This window comes from Nostoc sp. NZL (genome assembly GCF_015714705.1).
Taxonomy (GTDB): Bacteria; Cyanobacteriota; Cyanobacteriia; order Cyanobacteriales; family Nostocaceae; genus Nostoc; species Nostoc foliaceum_A.
This window is the reverse complement of record NZ_WBKL01000086.1, coordinates 1-14,504: the sequence shown is the minus strand read 5'-3', so window position 1 is coordinate 14,504 and position 14,504 is coordinate 1. Positions and strand designations below refer to the sequence as shown.

General features: G+C 43.0%; 12 protein-coding genes. 3 read left to right on the top strand and 9 right to left on the bottom strand.

Annotated elements, in window-relative coordinates; genetic code table 11:
* Positions 1–4: 4 nt before the first annotated feature.
* A complete protein-coding gene (locus F8R90_RS12685; RefSeq protein WP_230966282.1) occupies positions 5–142 on the top strand; it encodes a hypothetical protein in 138 nt (45 codons plus the stop codon).
* A 78-nt stretch (positions 143–220) separates the two neighbouring features.
* Here F8R90_RS12685 and F8R90_RS12680 read toward each other — a convergent pair whose 3' ends face one another.
* Positions 221–1,906: a DUF262 domain-containing protein gene (locus F8R90_RS12680; RefSeq protein ID WP_196511033.1), complete on the bottom strand. Its 1,686-nt coding sequence runs from the start codon at positions 1,904–1,906 to the stop codon at positions 221–223.
* Between the two features lie 452 nt (positions 1,907–2,358).
* On the opposite strand from F8R90_RS12680, the gene F8R90_RS12675 reads away from it, so the two are divergent.
* Positions 2,359–3,153: an LmeA family phospholipid-binding protein gene (locus F8R90_RS12675; protein ID WP_196511050.1), complete on the top strand. Its 795-nt coding sequence runs from the start codon at positions 2,359–2,361 to the stop codon at positions 3,151–3,153.
* A 133-nt stretch (positions 3,154–3,286) separates the two neighbouring features.
* Here F8R90_RS12675 and F8R90_RS12670 read toward each other — a convergent pair whose 3' ends face one another.
* The 8 genes from F8R90_RS12670 to F8R90_RS12635 all read right to left on the bottom strand — a co-directional run bounded on the left by F8R90_RS12670 (position 3,287) and on the right by F8R90_RS12635 (position 12,899).
* Complete coding sequence (locus F8R90_RS12670) at positions 3,287–4,678, bottom strand: UDP-glucose dehydrogenase family protein (RefSeq protein ID WP_190899078.1); 1,392 nt, start codon at positions 4,676–4,678, stop codon at positions 3,287–3,289.
* 149 nt (positions 4,679–4,827) lie between these two features.
* Complete coding sequence (locus F8R90_RS12665; protein ID WP_196511032.1) at positions 4,828–5,778, bottom strand: UDP-glucuronic acid decarboxylase family protein; 951 nt, start codon at positions 5,776–5,778, stop codon at positions 4,828–4,830.
* Positions 5,779–6,163: 385 nt separating this feature from the next.
* Entirely contained in the window at positions 6,164–8,302 is a 2,139-nt protein-coding gene (locus F8R90_RS12660) for a cation:proton antiporter domain-containing protein (RefSeq protein WP_196511031.1), read from the bottom strand.
* Between the two features lie 145 nt (positions 8,303–8,447).
* Positions 8,448–9,104: an HAS-barrel domain-containing protein gene (locus F8R90_RS12655; RefSeq protein WP_190899133.1), complete on the bottom strand. Its 657-nt coding sequence runs from the start codon at positions 9,102–9,104 to the stop codon at positions 8,448–8,450.
* A gap of 192 nt (positions 9,105–9,296) precedes the next feature.
* Positions 9,297–9,494, bottom strand: coding sequence for an NAD(P)H dehydrogenase subunit NdhS (locus tag F8R90_RS12650; protein WP_190899062.1), 198 nt, complete (start codon positions 9,492–9,494; stop codon positions 9,297–9,299).
* 88 nt (positions 9,495–9,582) lie between these two features.
* Positions 9,583–10,896: a rod shape-determining protein RodA gene (gene rodA / locus F8R90_RS12645; protein WP_196511030.1), complete on the bottom strand. Its 1,314-nt coding sequence runs from the start codon at positions 10,894–10,896 to the stop codon at positions 9,583–9,585.
* Positions 10,897–11,052: 156 nt separating this feature from the next.
* Positions 11,053–12,123, bottom strand: coding sequence for an Mrp/NBP35 family ATP-binding protein (locus tag F8R90_RS12640; protein ID WP_196511029.1), 1,071 nt, complete (start codon positions 12,121–12,123; stop codon positions 11,053–11,055).
* 251 nt (positions 12,124–12,374) lie between these two features.
* Positions 12,375–12,899, bottom strand: coding sequence for an SRPBCC family protein (locus F8R90_RS12635; protein ID WP_190899049.1), 525 nt, complete (start codon positions 12,897–12,899; stop codon positions 12,375–12,377).
* A 518-nt stretch (positions 12,900–13,417) separates the two neighbouring features.
* On the opposite strand from F8R90_RS12635, the gene hemF reads away from it, so the two are divergent.
* Positions 13,418–14,461: an oxygen-dependent coproporphyrinogen oxidase gene (hemF, locus tag F8R90_RS12630; protein ID WP_196511028.1), complete on the top strand. Its 1,044-nt coding sequence runs from the start codon at positions 13,418–13,420 to the stop codon at positions 14,459–14,461.
* Positions 14,462–14,504 lie beyond the last annotated feature (43 nt).

The following is a 14,504-nucleotide window of genomic DNA, read 5'->3' as shown; positions in this document are numbered from 1 at the left end:
TGCGATGCCTACGGCGGGCTGCGCCTACGCACTTCGTGAAGTCTTGCAAGCAAAAGCAGCATGGTTAGATGCTGCCAAAGTGGAGGGTAAACCAACTCCTGAACCAAGATATCGACCTGCAATTTACCAAGTAGCCTCATGATTAATGGATGTGCTGCGATGGCGTACCCGCCCACCGTAGGGGATCGCACTTTTGTGTAGAGATTGCGATCCCCTAATTTCACATACATGGAGAAGACCAAACTTTAACAGCCATATCTGCTAATAATTCTGCTCTTTTATTGATTTCTGTTTCATTCCACTGTTTCAGATGCTGCAACCCCCGATTCAGACGTAGAGGACTATCTGCAAATCCACCATCTTTTTTATCCCGCTTCTCTATAAACGGGCGATCGCTCAACTCAGGGTTATATCCAGTTAGAGTTAGATTGCCAATAGTGTGTAGATATTTAGCTCGAATTTCTTTCCATTGTTCTCCCAAATCTACCTGCCATTCTAAAGAAAGATTGGGATTTTGTGGCATGATATGCTCAATAGTATATTTTTCAACATTGACTAATTCTTTGCGCTCATAATTTTCTAATTTACGAAGTAGATAGTTGCAACCGCGAAAGTTGTAAATATCCTTAACTATCAACTCTCGACGAAACTCTTCATCACCTGGAAATCTTTTGTAACTCTTTTTACCACTCAAAGCAATTTGTAAACTTTCTAGGTAGTTGTTTCGGTCAATTTCTCGGCTTAAAGTGGCAAAGCTCTTGTTCATAGAGCTAGTAGAAATGCCACATATACTCCGTCTAAATACATAGCTTTCCACAAGTCTAAGAATGCTGATAAATTCTTGCCGTGCTATTTTATTTTGATCGTAATCATCATAAACTTCTATTAAAAATGGATAGGCAACATCTACCCTAAGAGTATTAATATCCGTAATTAACTGCTTAATTTCTTGGTCAGGTTCTTGAGATGTAGCTAACTTTGTAAAATATTTAGAGTAATGGTAAACATCCGCTACTATCTCTTTAATTAAAGTATCTTTTTTACCTTGTACATAAAGCTTAAAGCTACTATAGACATCTCTAATATTAGGAATAGTTCCTGATCTAGATTTGATGGTCAGATAGTCGCGGATGAAGCGGTCAAATAGCTCAGAATTTACCGTTTTGTCAAAGATTTTCTCCATTGGATGCCAATAGAGATTGTAGATTTCGTTCTGTTCTTCCGGTTGACGTTTCATCAGTACATAGTTCCGAATCTTGTCTGCTTCCGAAAGCTCAAGTCCTGTAGAATTTAGACTTTCAAATATTAATTGTGGATCGTCACGATCGCGCTCTAGAGAAATTTCTACAATCATTAACTTGCATATACCTCGGTACAAGCTATTGAGGTCAATATCTAGTTTACGAATTTGAGTCTCAAAATATCGGTAGTTATCAACAAGTTGCTGAGATTTGTCGTCAGGTATTTCTGTATCTTCTAGAAGCCGAATTAGAGTTTCTCTATCCTTTTGATTTAAAAGTAACTTGTATCGTTCACTAGCCTTTGCATGTCTATTGAAAAGATAAAAATCCTCTAGCGCTTCAGAACTAATATCAATTTCTTCATTGTTTGCTCTAATAGCTTTACTTAAAACAGAAAGTAGTAATGAAAGGGTTGTTAAACGTTGTTGACCATCAATAACTAATAATTTAGGTATTACTGCTGTTAGGTACACAGTATCTACCATGTAAACTAATGAACCAATAAAATGTCCTGAAATTTCATTTTCATTAGCAGCACGCAAAATATCATTCCATAGCTGCTGGCATTGAGTAATTGTCCAACTATAAGGACGTTGATAGATAGGAATTATTAATTGTTTGTTGCCTTCTAAGAAGTTGAGAAAGTTGGTTTGAGTAGCTTTCATGGTTCTAGCATATTATTGGGAAACTAACTGTAGCTATCAAAACTTCATTCAACCCAAACTGCTCTTACGTAATCAGCTAGACTAGATTTAGCTGTGTTATGGTTAGCAGTGCTGAGAAGCTGTCTGATGTCTTAGTTCAAGTATTCCCACCAATAAGTTATTGATAACTTTTTTTGCAGAAATTCTATATTAACGTCAACATCTGACTCAGTTTTCATCGCTTGAAATGCCATACTTCTACTGCATTTCCCGTCTACATTCCTAAACAGAACATATTTGACCTGTTTTTACGTCCTTCAGCATCTTTGTCAGGAGTAATATTTAATACACCACTACATCAACCATCAGCTATCCAACTCCTATCCATCAGCACAATTAATCACGGGATCGCTTGCTGTATTCTTCACGATTTGTTACAAAAGTATAAAGAACTTCTAGAGACCCAAAACCACATGTTCGGCGGACTTACTGGTTTAACAGATCCTAAAGGCACTGATTGGGGAGAGCGGATGCTCAATACAGTCGCCAGCCAAACGATTCGCCACCTGTTTACCCAAAGCGAGTCAGTAGAAGTCTTTGTGCGCTGCTATCCCTCCAGCAAACTGTTGCAAGGCAGCATTGATAGCTTCAAAATGAGCGGTCAGGGCTTGGTGATTCGGAGAGATTTCGCGGTTGAGGAGATGTCTTTTGAAACCGATGCGGTGGCAATTGACTTCGGCTCGGTTTTAAGTGGCAAACTCAGTCTTAAGCAACCTACTCAAGCGATCGCTCAAGTAATTTTATCAGAAGAGGGCATAAACCAAGCCTTTAATGCGGAACTGGTGAAAAAGCGCCTGCTTAACCTCACCGTACCATCACTGACGGCATTATCTGGCGGTGAACCAGTCTCCTTTACGGAAGTCCAGGTACAGCTATTGCCAGAAAATCGCTTACAGCTTGTAGCAAAAGCAGATTTAAATAATGGCGAACTTGTACCCCTGAGCATGATCCTAACTATAGGCATTGAAAGACGGAGGCGGGTTTCTTTCAAAGATCCAAAAATCGAACTTGATCAAGTACCAGAAGCACAACGGGAAATCTCGCAAACCTTAAGCGTGGCACTGGTAGAAATTTTAGATAATATGGTCGATTTGGATCGTTTTGACCTTGATGGAGTGAAAATGCGGCTCAACCGATTAGAAACTGAAGGTCAAAAACTTATTTTCAGTGGATATGCTGAAATCGAACGTATTCCACATAGCGCTTGATATATTGTCACGCAAAAAAGCAAGGTAAAGTTAAAACAAATTAAATACCGCCTAGATCACTCTGGACGGTACTGTAAATCTTTAAGTTTTGAATGGAGTTAGGAGTAATTGATTATTCCTAACTCCTAAATATCTATCTTCCCACGCCTACATATTGGAATCCAGCCCGGATCATTGCTTCGGGATCGAGGAAGTTACGACCGTCAATGATAACGGGGTGGGCCATCAATTTTGCCATCTTCACATAGTCGAGAGTGCTGAACTGCTTCCATTCGGTCACGAGTACTAAAGCATCGCAGCCATCAGCTAGTCTTTCAGCATCGGTTTCTACTAACACCCCAGAAAGACCATGACGCATACCTGTTTGGGAAATAATGGGGTCGTAGGCTTTGACTTTGGCTCCCAGTCGGTTTAGCTGCTCAATTAGGATGAGTGCTGGGGCATCGCGCAAGTCGTCGGTATCTGGCTTGAAGGTCAGTCCGAGTAGTCCGACTGTTTTGCCTTTGAGAATTTTCAAAACTTGTTGGAGTTTCTCCAAAGCAATCAACCGCTGACGTTCGTTGACACTGACAGCAGCTTTCATTAGCTGGGCTTCATAGCCATAATCATCAGCAGTGTGAATCAGGGCGGAGACATCTTTGGGGAAGCAAGAACCGCCCCAACCAATACCAGCTTGTAAAAACTTGTTACCAATGCGGGAGTCTAGACCAATACCTCTGGCTACTTGGGTGACATCAGCACCAACGCGATCGCAAATATTAGCAACTTCGTTAATAAAACTAATCTTAGTGGCTAAAAAGGCATTAGCGGCATATTTGATCATCTCCGCCGAACTCAGGTCTGTCGCCAAAATTGGCACAGGAGGTAAAGATTGATCATCAGCGTACTTGCGTTCCACAATTGGGGCGTACAGTTGTTGCATTAAGGCTACTGCTTTTTGACTATTGCCTCCTAGTACAATGCGATCCGGGTTGAAGGTATCGTGAACTGCCGAACCTTCGCGCAAAAACTCTGGATTGCTCACCACATCAAACTCGGCTACAAACTCAGGTAATTTATCATCACTCGACACCCCGCCTGCGGGTACCAATGTTTTCTGACGTTCAGCAACACCATCTAGAACAAGCATCCGCACCCAGTCACCTGAGCCAATGGGTACGGTAGATTTATTCACTATGACTTTATAACCACCGTTGAGATTTTCGCCAATCCCACGAGCTACAGCTTCAACATAACGAGTATCACTTTCACCAGTGGGTAAAGGTGGCGTTCCCACAGCAATAAACAGAATTTCTCCGTGGGAAACTCCAGCAGCGAGATCACTAGTAAAATGAATCTTCTCTGTTTGAATGGCAGACTGCATAATTTCCGAGAGTCCCGGTTCAAAAATTGGGGACTGCCCAGACTTCATTAACTTAACTTTTTCTTCGTTGTTGTCTACGCAAATGACATCATGCCCAATATGAGCCAAGCAAGCACCTGTAACTAAACCAACGTAACCAGTACCAATCACGCAAACACGCATTTTTTAACTCCTCACTTTTTTAGGGGTTAGTCTTCAAAAAGAAGTCTGAATATGACACTTAGACACTGACATAAAACTCAGCCACCAAGCATACTAGCTACCGATAGGGTAAAGCCTGCATGAAAATTCAGAGCGACGCTAGGTGCCACTCAGGTGGTTGAATTATTGACATCGCTTTGAATGCGATCGCGAAAATCTTCTATTGTTAGTTTTAACCCCTCTTGCAGAGGAATGGTTGGTTCCCAATTTAACCAAGTTTTTGCCTTTGTGATATCAGGCTGGCGACGGCGGGGGTCGTCCGAAGGTAGTGCCTCGAACTTAATCTGCGCGTCTGGGTTGATCATATTTTGCACAGCTTGTGCCAATTGTAAAATCGTGTATTCACCAGGATTGCCCAAATTTACTGGGCCAATGTAGTCGCCATTCATTAGACGGATGAATCCTTCTACCAAATCGGAAACGTAGCAAAAACTACGAGTTTGTGATCCATCACCGTACACGGTTAAAGGATTACCCCGCAAGGCTTGAACAATAAAGTTGCTCACCACCCGACCATCGTTTTCTAACATTCTTGGGCCGTAGGTGTTAAATATCCGAACAACTCGAATATCAACTTTATTTTGCCTGTAATAATCGAATGCTAGAGTCTCAGCAATTCTTTTTCCTTCGTCGTAACATGAACGTATCCCAATGGGATTAACGCTACCCCTATACTCTTCAGTTTGGGGATGAACTTCTGGATCACCGTATACTTCACTAGTTGAAGCCAAGAAAAACCTAGCTTTTACCCGTTTAGCCAGCCCCAACATATTCAGTGTTCCCATCACGTTGGTTTTAACGGTTTTAACTGGGTTGTACTGGTAATGTACCGGTGAGGCAGGACAAGCTAAATGATAAATTTGATCAACTTCCAACCGAATTGGTTCGGTAATATCGTGGCGGATCAGTTCAAAGTACGGATTATCTAACCATTTAATGATGTTCCGTTTGTGACCAGTGTAAAAATTATCCAAGCATATTACTTCATGCCCATCGGTCATTAGTCGGTCGATGAGATGGGAACCAATAAACCCAGCACCGCCCGTCACCAAAATTCTCATAGTTTCCCAGTTAGTTACAGATATTTTCAGTAGCTATTGCACTTATCTTTTAGATTACCCAGCTTGGGGACAAAAATACAGAACGAAAAACTAACAAGGCTTAATCAAAAAGTGTTCTTGAACTTACCTATTATTCTACGGTTGTACTTTTGTGATATTTTTACCTACTTTCCTTAACAATTTAACTAGAAAAATAACAAACATTGTCTAAAAATTGTCAGTCTTCCATCTAAGTTCATCAAATCTTCAACAATATAAAGTGTTTTTACAGTTACGACTGTTTTCAGCACCTACGCTGATTCATTTGTTGCAAAGTTTATTGCCAGTGCTATGGCTACGCCAAGGCAGCCTAAGCTCAGGTGAGTGGACTAAAGTATGCCTCATATCATACAGCAGATGTAATGCCAGTAACCGTGTTAGAAATAACTACATTTGTGGTTTGGCTGCGTTGCGGTTCTCCAAGCATGACAATAGAGCAGGTGAGTTGTCCGGCTAACTGGGTTGTGACATCGCTAATGGCTAACCCTCCAGGACTGGTACGATTACGTATAAAAGGTAAAACTACTAAATCATATAATCGTGCTGCCTGCAAAATTGCTTGAGCAACATTTTCATGAGCGATAATTTGAATTTCTGGGGCATTGTTCAAAGCTAATTTAGATACCAGTAGGGAAAGATGCGATCGCCTCCAAGCAATTTTACTGGAACTAGTGCGGCGATCGCATACATTCAGCACAGTAATGTGGCTCTGATTTGCCTCTGCCAACATCTGGGCAAATTGCACAGGCTGTAATGTAGGAGCTGTTAAATTTTCTATTGGTACTAAGATGCGCTGAATTTTTTTCGGTGATTCTACTAGACGTGTCACCGCTACTGGACAATGGGATGCCCAAAGCACACCATCAATCACATTCCCAAATAAACGCGCTCGCAGCCCAGTTCGTTTACCCCAACCCATAACAATTAAATTAGCCTTTTGTTCACGAGCGGCTCTGCTAATTCCTTGAGCAAAAGCATCATCAATTCGCAGCACTGGTTCTGCCGCTACGCCTAATACTCGACTTTGTGCCGTGGCTTTGGTTAATAACCGCTCACTCCGTTGTAAAGAGGCTTCTAACTGGGGTGTATCCATCTGAGCAGCAGCATTAGCGATCGCAAGCGGTATAATTTTTCCCTTTGATTGACGCGCTAATAACGCCGCCATTTCAATCAAATACTGCTCTGTCTGAGGATTATAGACAGGTACGACTATAGTAAAAGCACTGTTTGTCTCTGGTGCGTTTTGATCGGGTAGAGGCAGTGCTGAATCTTCGGCTGGTGAGGAATTCAAACCAACAGCTATTCGACTAGTCATCAACGGCCCCAAGGTTGATGTGACAACCATTAAGACAATGACGCTGTGTAATACTTCTAGTGGCAGTAACCCTGCCCGATATCCCACTAACGTTGCTGCTAACGTTGTACCAACCTGGGGAAGTGATAGCGACCACATGGTTAGCATTTCTTGCCAGTTATAGCGGTAAACCAATTTTGTGAACAAAGCTGCAATTAATTTACTGACAATCAAACCGACTATCATCAACAGCGTTAACTTGAGTGTGTCCAGGTTGTTAACAAAAGCAGGTAAATTGATCAGCAAACCAAGATCAACAAAGAAAATGGGAATGAATAGCACACTGCCAATAAATACCACCTTTTCTTTGACTGGGCCTTCACCTACAGCTTCATTCACTGCCAAACCCGCTAAAAAGGCACCAACAATTTTTTCTACCCCAATCAATTGAGCGCCCACAGCTGCCAGAAAGACAGAAAGCAACACAAACAAAAACTTGTTTCCTTCGTCGTCTCCAGACCGTTTGAAAAATTCTTTGCCTGCCCAATCAAAGCCTGTGACAACGGCAACAGAGTAAATAGTTAACCAACCCGACAAGGTGAGTAGTTTAGCAAAGCTGAATGCTCCAGCATGAGTGATAGCTACACAGATGGCTAAAATTAGTACTGCGCCAATATCTGTAAAAATCGTAGCTCCAATGGTGACAGTAACAGCTTCGTTGTTTACCACTCCCAAACGGCTGATTATGGGATATGCCAAAAGGGTATAGGAAGCGAATAAAGAGCCAATTAATATTGATGTATTCCAGCCATAGCCTAAAATCAGCCCTACTAAGGTTCCCACCACCAGGGGTATACTGAAAGTCAAGCTAGCAAAGCCAAAGGCACGACTTTTTTGCTGGCGAAACTTTTCTAGATCAACTTCTAGCCCGGCGACAAACAGCAAGTATATTAACCCAATATCTGATAGCAGATTAATCATCGGTGAGTCAGACTGAAATAGATTCCAGCCTGAGGGCCCAAGTACTAGCCCTGAGAAAACCAAACCCACTAATCCTGGTAATCTTAGCCGCTCAAATATGATGGGTATAACTAAGATGACCACCAGCAAAATAGCAAAGGGAACAATTGGTTCCTTGCCAAGAACTTGGGAAGTTGGTTCCATAGCAAGAACTTGTGATATGAGTTCCATAGGTAGGAATTGAAGGGGCTATGGTAAAACTGCGATTACCTTAGGGGTGATCGCTTGATCGATATAAATAAATGGAGAAGCCACCTGACGAAAAATCAAATATCTTAACTTACACTAACTAGGCAATTGTCTCAGAACTAACTACCTACGGATGGATTTGACTCAAAATGAACCGCAAGCGATCGTAGTCGTCTTTAAGTAGCACGCTCAGGCTACGTCCAGCTTTAATTAGCCATTCTCGGTCAGCTTTGCGTAACTGGTATACATCTCGAATGGCGGCTGCGGTCAAAGACTCTACTGGCGCACCATTAATACAAAGGAGTGTCCGCAAAAAATCTAGTTCTTCTGTAAATTTAATGATAGCTTCTGGTTCACACCGATAAACAGCTTGATGAATTTGCGGGGGACGGGGTGGTAGATACTGATATACTCTTTGGTTATAACTTTGATTTTGCGAAGATAGTTCAAATCCCACGATCGCAGCTCGAAATTCTGTTCTCAGCATGGCAAATATCTGAGGTTGTTCCTCGCGTAAGTCTTGTAATGACAACCCCAAAGCTCTGGCCCGGTGTACGGAATCTATCGGCATAGTTGTGGCATAATATACCACAGCATAAACTTGATTACCCGATTCTTCATCTACAGAACAGACCCAACTACCAAAGGGTGGCATGGAGGGAAAGCTCAAATCTTCTGGTTCCAAACACTGAGCTAAAAATTCTGTACTCGTAGTCTCAATCACCTCCGCAATGTGGTTGGGATGGCGATCGCCAGTAGCAAACTGTGGTAGAGGGAGGCGCATAGTAATTTAGTCATTAGTCATTGGTGAGCCAGCGCGGTCTTCTCCCAAGGGGAGACGCCAGTCACTCATGGGGGTTTCCCCCATGAGTGACTGGCGTTAGCGCTGCGCTAGCGAGGCACGAGCGTCACCCGTAAGGGTCATTAGTCATTAGTTTTTGCCAAATGACAAAGAACAAATGACTAATGACTAATCTTATTTGGCTTTTTTACGTCCGGCTGTGGTCTCTACGAGTTCCAATTCGCTTAGACGGAAGGTAACTAATTTATCCCAGTTACCACCTTCAAATAATACGGCTACTTTGCCATCACTCACCCGTTGCACGAGTCCTTCGTAGCGATAATAGGTATCTGCGGGATTATTGACGCGAACAGTTGCTCCAGGCAGAATCATGTTTTTAGCCTCGCTTGTTTCCTTTTAATAGCTTAATACTTCTTATTAGTCATTAGTCCTTGGGGAAGTGCAAATGACTAATGACGAATCAATAATACTTCTGTCTTTGCCGAAAATTTGCTACCGATTCTACTATTCCCAAGGAAATGAAGTTGGTCAGCATAGCAGAACGCCCATAACTCATCCAAGGTAGAGGAATTCCTGCCACAGGCGCTAAACCAACAGTCATGCCAATGTTCACAATCAGCTGAAACACAATCATGGACAAAACGCCAATAGCTAACAAGGAACCAAAGTTATCTTTGGCGGTTTGGGCAACATGCAGTAGACGGAAGCAAATTAAGCAGAAGACAAACAGCACTACCAAACAACCGACAAAACCAAATTCTTCCCCCACTGCGGAGAAAATAAAGTCTGTATGCTGTTCCGGTACGAAATTCAGTTGCGTCATTGGCCCCTTGAACAGACCCCATCCCCAAATTTCACCAGCACCAATGGCAATGCGAGATTGAATTAGGTGATATCCAGCGCCGAGTGGATCATGATCGGGATTCATGAATACAGTTAGCCGATCTTTTTGATACTCTTTCAAAATATGCTTCCAGGCAAAGACTCCTAATTCGCCACCCAGTATGTTTAAAGTCCACGCACCGATAGTGCCCAAACCAAATCGCCGCCAGGGAAGAGTTTGCCAGCCCACAATAGCCATCGCAACTGACCAAACTATCCCTAATGGGCCAAAAGATAGTTCTTTGAATAAAACTATCGGCTCGGATAAAGGCCAAGATATACTAAACAAAATGGCAGCAACCACAGGAGAAATCATCAGAATTAACCAGCCTGGGTTAGCATTTGCCCAGTAAAGCATTCCTAAGACGATCGCACAAAAAACCATTGATGTTGCTAAATCTGGCTGTAAAAATATTAATCCCCAAGGTATAGCAGTGATTGCCAGAACGCGGAAAACACCCTCGAGGGTAGAAGCAGTGCGCCTGTGTAGCAAAGCAGCTAAGGTGATGATCATGCCGACTTTGGCAAATTCTGAGGGTTGCACGTTAAAGCCGGCGATACTAATCCACCGCTGTGCCCCTTTGGCGCTACTACCAGCAATCATCACTATGATTAAGCTGAAGTTCGTTAGTGCATAAGTTACCCAGTGCCACTGCATCAAAAGTTCGTAACGGATACGAGATAAAAACAGGGCTATAAGCACGCCGATACCCGCTACCATCCAGTGCCACCACCAGTCAGTTACTGGCTGCTTCAGTTCCGTACTGAGAATCATCAGTCCGCCAAAGATACTGACAGCAATCGGCAAACAAAAAAGTAGCCAATCTATATGCTGCCAGGGCTTAACCCAAGACTTCCAGCGAATTTTGGGGAGCGATCGTTTTAACAACATTGTGCCAGTTTAGACTTTAGCTTTTTAGATTTTAAATTTAAGTGTTGGGGTATTAGGCATAGGGCATGGGGCATTGAACAATAATCAATTCCCATCTCCCTTGTCCCTAATCCCAGTCCCTAGTATTCCCAGGACATAGATAGAAATTAAAATTAATTATGTCAGGGCAGCAACTGATACTTTACCAGCAATGGTAAGAGCGATCGCTGTTAATGCTTTTGCTGAAGCTGAATCTGGATCACCAACCACTATAGGCACACCACTGTCACCACCAACTCGTGTGGAAATCTCTAGCGGTACGCACCCCAACAGTGGCACTCCCAATTCAGCGGCTGTTTTGGAGCCACCACCGGAACCAAATATGTCATACTGCTTATCCGGTTGGTCGGGAGGTATAAAATAGCTCATATTTTCCACTATCCCTAATACCGGGACATTCATCTGCTGGAACATCCGCAATCCCTTGCGAGAATCTAACAGGGCTACATTTTGCGGCGTGGTGACAATTACTGCTCCTGCCATCGGCACTGCTTGGGTTAAAGTTAACTGAGCATCTCCGGTTCCCGGTGGCATATCTACAATCAAATAATCCAGTTCTCCCCATTGCACTTGATAGAGAAATTGGCGAATTACACCATTGAGCATAGGCCCTCGCCAAATTACTGGCTGATCTCGGTCAATCAAAAAGCCCATTGAAACTAATTTAACGCCATGATTAAAAGCAGGTTCCAGGATGTCACCTGTTTCAGTTGAGCGCACTACAATTTGGGCATCAGCTAGACCCAGCATGGTGGGATCATTGGGGCCATAAATATCTGCATCTAACAAGCCGACTTTCGCCCCAGTTTGGGCTAGAGCCACTGCTACATTCACCGCCACTGTACTTTTACCAACGCCACCTTTGCCGCTGGAAACAGCAATGATATTTTTCACCCCAGAAATGCCAGTGCGGTCGGGCAAACTTTTTTGTTGTGGTGTTTCTGCCGTCACTTCTATGCTTACATCTGTAACCCCTGGTAGCTTTTTGACAGCTTTCTGACAGTCTTCAACAATAAATTCACGTAAAGGACAGGCGGGAGTGGTCAACACCAAAGTGAAACTTACCTTACCATCGTCAATTTTGACGTTGCGAATCATATTGAGTTCTACCAGACTTTTGCGGAGTTCTGGGTCTTCCACTGGTCGCAATACTTCTAAGACAGATCGGGAATCGAGGACATCGTACATAAAAATTCAAAATTCAAAATGAATAAATACAGTTGTGGAGAACGTCTTAGCTATTAACTGGATGCTTTCTTAAGCAAGGTCAGCTTAGTGTTTTCACTGTTACTGCCGTAATAAAACTTAGCAAATGGCATTATTACCTAATAGAATCTTAACTTTCTTTAGGGATGGGGAACATAAGAAAATAATAGGTAATAGGGAATAATCTCTCCCCTGTTACCTGTTACTTGTACCCTAGCTCTAATCCCCATCAGCTAAAAATCAAAACAACTGTTATTAAGGGATTTTTTCTTCCCAGATACCGCTGGCAACGCCGTCTTTTCTACTGCCTCTACTAAAGACCGTGCTACGCGGTCTGCATAAGGACGGGATAAAGACCAAATCAAGGGCGATAACCATCCGCGTAGTGTTACAGAATAAGACAAACAAGTACCACAAACCGTTGACTCTACTTGATAAGTTACCCGTTCCTCTATCCCAGGAATCGCCAGTACTCGGATACTCAGCATCTCTTTATGATTGACGCGCTCCACAAAAATGCGGATGGGAATCGGTGAAAAGCGTGTTACAGCATGAAAAATCAATCCTGGTTTTGGTACTAATCCATAGGGCACGTTAGTACTCTTAAGTAGTGGATGCCAGGAAACATCCGTTAAGTCAGCAACTTTTTGCCACAGTTCATCTACAGAAGCAGAACTAATCTCTCGATATGTCCGCACCAGAGAAGCGCAAAACCGACGACGTTTGCGGTGGATGAATTTGGATAACCAACCTTGCATTTTCCTAATCCTCCTCCTCGCTAGACACTTTCTGGTAACTCTGGTATTGTGGGCAACTACGCTCATATCCTAAATTAAAACTTTCTTTCTCAAAAACGCCCTAAACATAGCAAGCCTCGATTCGGTGCAGATGCCAACAGCCAACATAATATTACGGCAAAGAAGTTTTGATCAGGCCAGTCAAACCCTTGATACTTCCAGGTTATGACTAAAGTCTAGTGTTTATACCAGAATATTCCAAGTGACATGCTCCACACACTGATTTGGAGTACCAAATGAGCGTGGGGGACAAGGGCGCGAAATCATTAAAATTAACAAAAAAAACTCAGACAACATACAAGCCTATACTCATTTGAGGGAAAATAACTCTAATGATGCCCATCAATCGTATAAATGCTTAACCAGTAAGAAAAAGCGGGTTGGGCAAATAGAGCTTGATTGTTGGCGTGTGTTTCCCCCAAATTTTAAGATAAGAAATTTGTGGCTTTCTGGAAATTGTAATTTAGGTTCGGGAATCTATGTTGACCAACTCGCAAATACCAACCGTAGCAGCAGAATCATCCAAATCTTTGCCAGCAACTGACGCTCAGACTAGAGTCAGTCAGTTTATGAAACAGCTGCAAGACGAAATTACCGAATCATTGGCAAAACTAGATGGTGTGGGTAAGTTTCATGAAGATAGTTGGGAACGCCCAGAAGGGGGTGGAGGGCGATCGCGCGTGCTGCGCGAAGGTGCAATATTTGAACAAGCAGGTGTAAATTTTTCTGAAGTTTGGGGTTCCCATTTGCCAGCCTCAATTTTAACCCAACGCCCTGAAGCCGCAGGACATGGCTTTTATGCCACGGGCACTTCAATGGTATTACATCCTCACAATCCTTACGTGCCCACAGTTCATCTAAATTATCGCTACTTTGAAGCGGGGCCAGTTTGGTGGTTTGGTGGTGGTCTTGACTTGACACCTTATTACCCTTTTGCTGAAGATGCGGCACACTTACACAAGACATTAAAACAGGCTTGTGACAAACACCACCCAGACTATTACCCAGTTTTTAAGCGGTGGTGTGATGAATATTTCTACCTCAAGCATCGTGATGAGACACGGGGTGTAGGTGGTCTGTTTTTTGATTACCAAGATGGTCAAGGTGCTTTATATCGCGGCCCAAATCCCAATGGGGAAGCGGCTATTCATAGCAATCAGGTGGGAACACCAGAAACCCGCAATTGGGAAGATTTGTTTGCCTTTGTGCAAGACTGTGGCAGAGCATTTTTACCAGCCTACGTACCAATTGTAGAACGGCGACATGGGATGGAGTATGGCGATCGCCAACGGAATTTTCAACTCTACCGCCGGGGACGATATGTAGAATTTAACTTGGTTTATGACCGAGGCACTATTTTTGGTCTGCAAACTAACGGACGCACTGAATCAATTCTCATGTCTCTACCACCCTTAGTGCGCTGGGAATACGGCTATCAGCCAGAACCTAATTCCCCCGAAGCCGAGTTGTATGAAACCTTTCTTAAGCCTCAAGATTGGAGCAATTGGACACCACCTCAATAAAAACTGGGGATTGGGGATTGGGGATTGGGCATGGAAAAGAGGC

What these genes read in the sequence shown, in the direction of transcription:
- F8R90_RS12685 (WP_230966282.1), top strand. Translation starts at nt 5, where the DNA reads ATGCCTACGGCGGGCTGCGCCTACGCACTTCGTGAAGTCTTGCAAGCA.
- F8R90_RS12680 (WP_196511033.1), bottom strand. Translation starts at nt 1,906, where the DNA reads ATGAAAGCTACTCAAACCAACTTTCTCAACTTCTTAGAAGGCAACAAA.
- F8R90_RS12675 (WP_196511050.1), top strand. Translation starts at nt 2,359, where the DNA reads ATGTTCGGCGGACTTACTGGTTTAACAGATCCTAAAGGCACTGATTGG.
- F8R90_RS12670 (WP_190899078.1), bottom strand. Translation starts at nt 4,678, where the DNA reads ATGCGTGTTTGCGTGATTGGTACTGGTTACGTTGGTTTAGTTACAGGT.
- F8R90_RS12665 (WP_196511032.1), bottom strand. Translation starts at nt 5,778, where the DNA reads ATGAGAATTTTGGTGACGGGCGGTGCTGGGTTTATTGGTTCCCATCTC.
- F8R90_RS12660 (WP_196511031.1), bottom strand. Translation starts at nt 8,302, where the DNA reads ATGGAACTCATATCACAAGTTCTTGCTATGGAACCAACTTCCCAAGTT.
- F8R90_RS12655 (WP_190899133.1), bottom strand. Translation starts at nt 9,104, where the DNA reads ATGCGCCTCCCTCTACCACAGTTTGCTACTGGCGATCGCCATCCCAAC.
- F8R90_RS12650 (WP_190899062.1), bottom strand. Translation starts at nt 9,494, where the DNA reads ATGATTCTGCCTGGAGCAACTGTTCGCGTCAATAATCCCGCAGATACC.
- rodA (WP_196511030.1), bottom strand. Translation starts at nt 10,896, where the DNA reads ATGTTGTTAAAACGATCGCTCCCCAAAATTCGCTGGAAGTCTTGGGTT.
- F8R90_RS12640 (WP_196511029.1), bottom strand. Translation starts at nt 12,123, where the DNA reads ATGTACGATGTCCTCGATTCCCGATCTGTCTTAGAAGTATTGCGACCA.
- F8R90_RS12635 (WP_190899049.1), bottom strand. Translation starts at nt 12,899, where the DNA reads ATGCAAGGTTGGTTATCCAAATTCATCCACCGCAAACGTCGTCGGTTT.
- hemF (WP_196511028.1), top strand. Translation starts at nt 13,418, where the DNA reads ATGTTGACCAACTCGCAAATACCAACCGTAGCAGCAGAATCATCCAAA.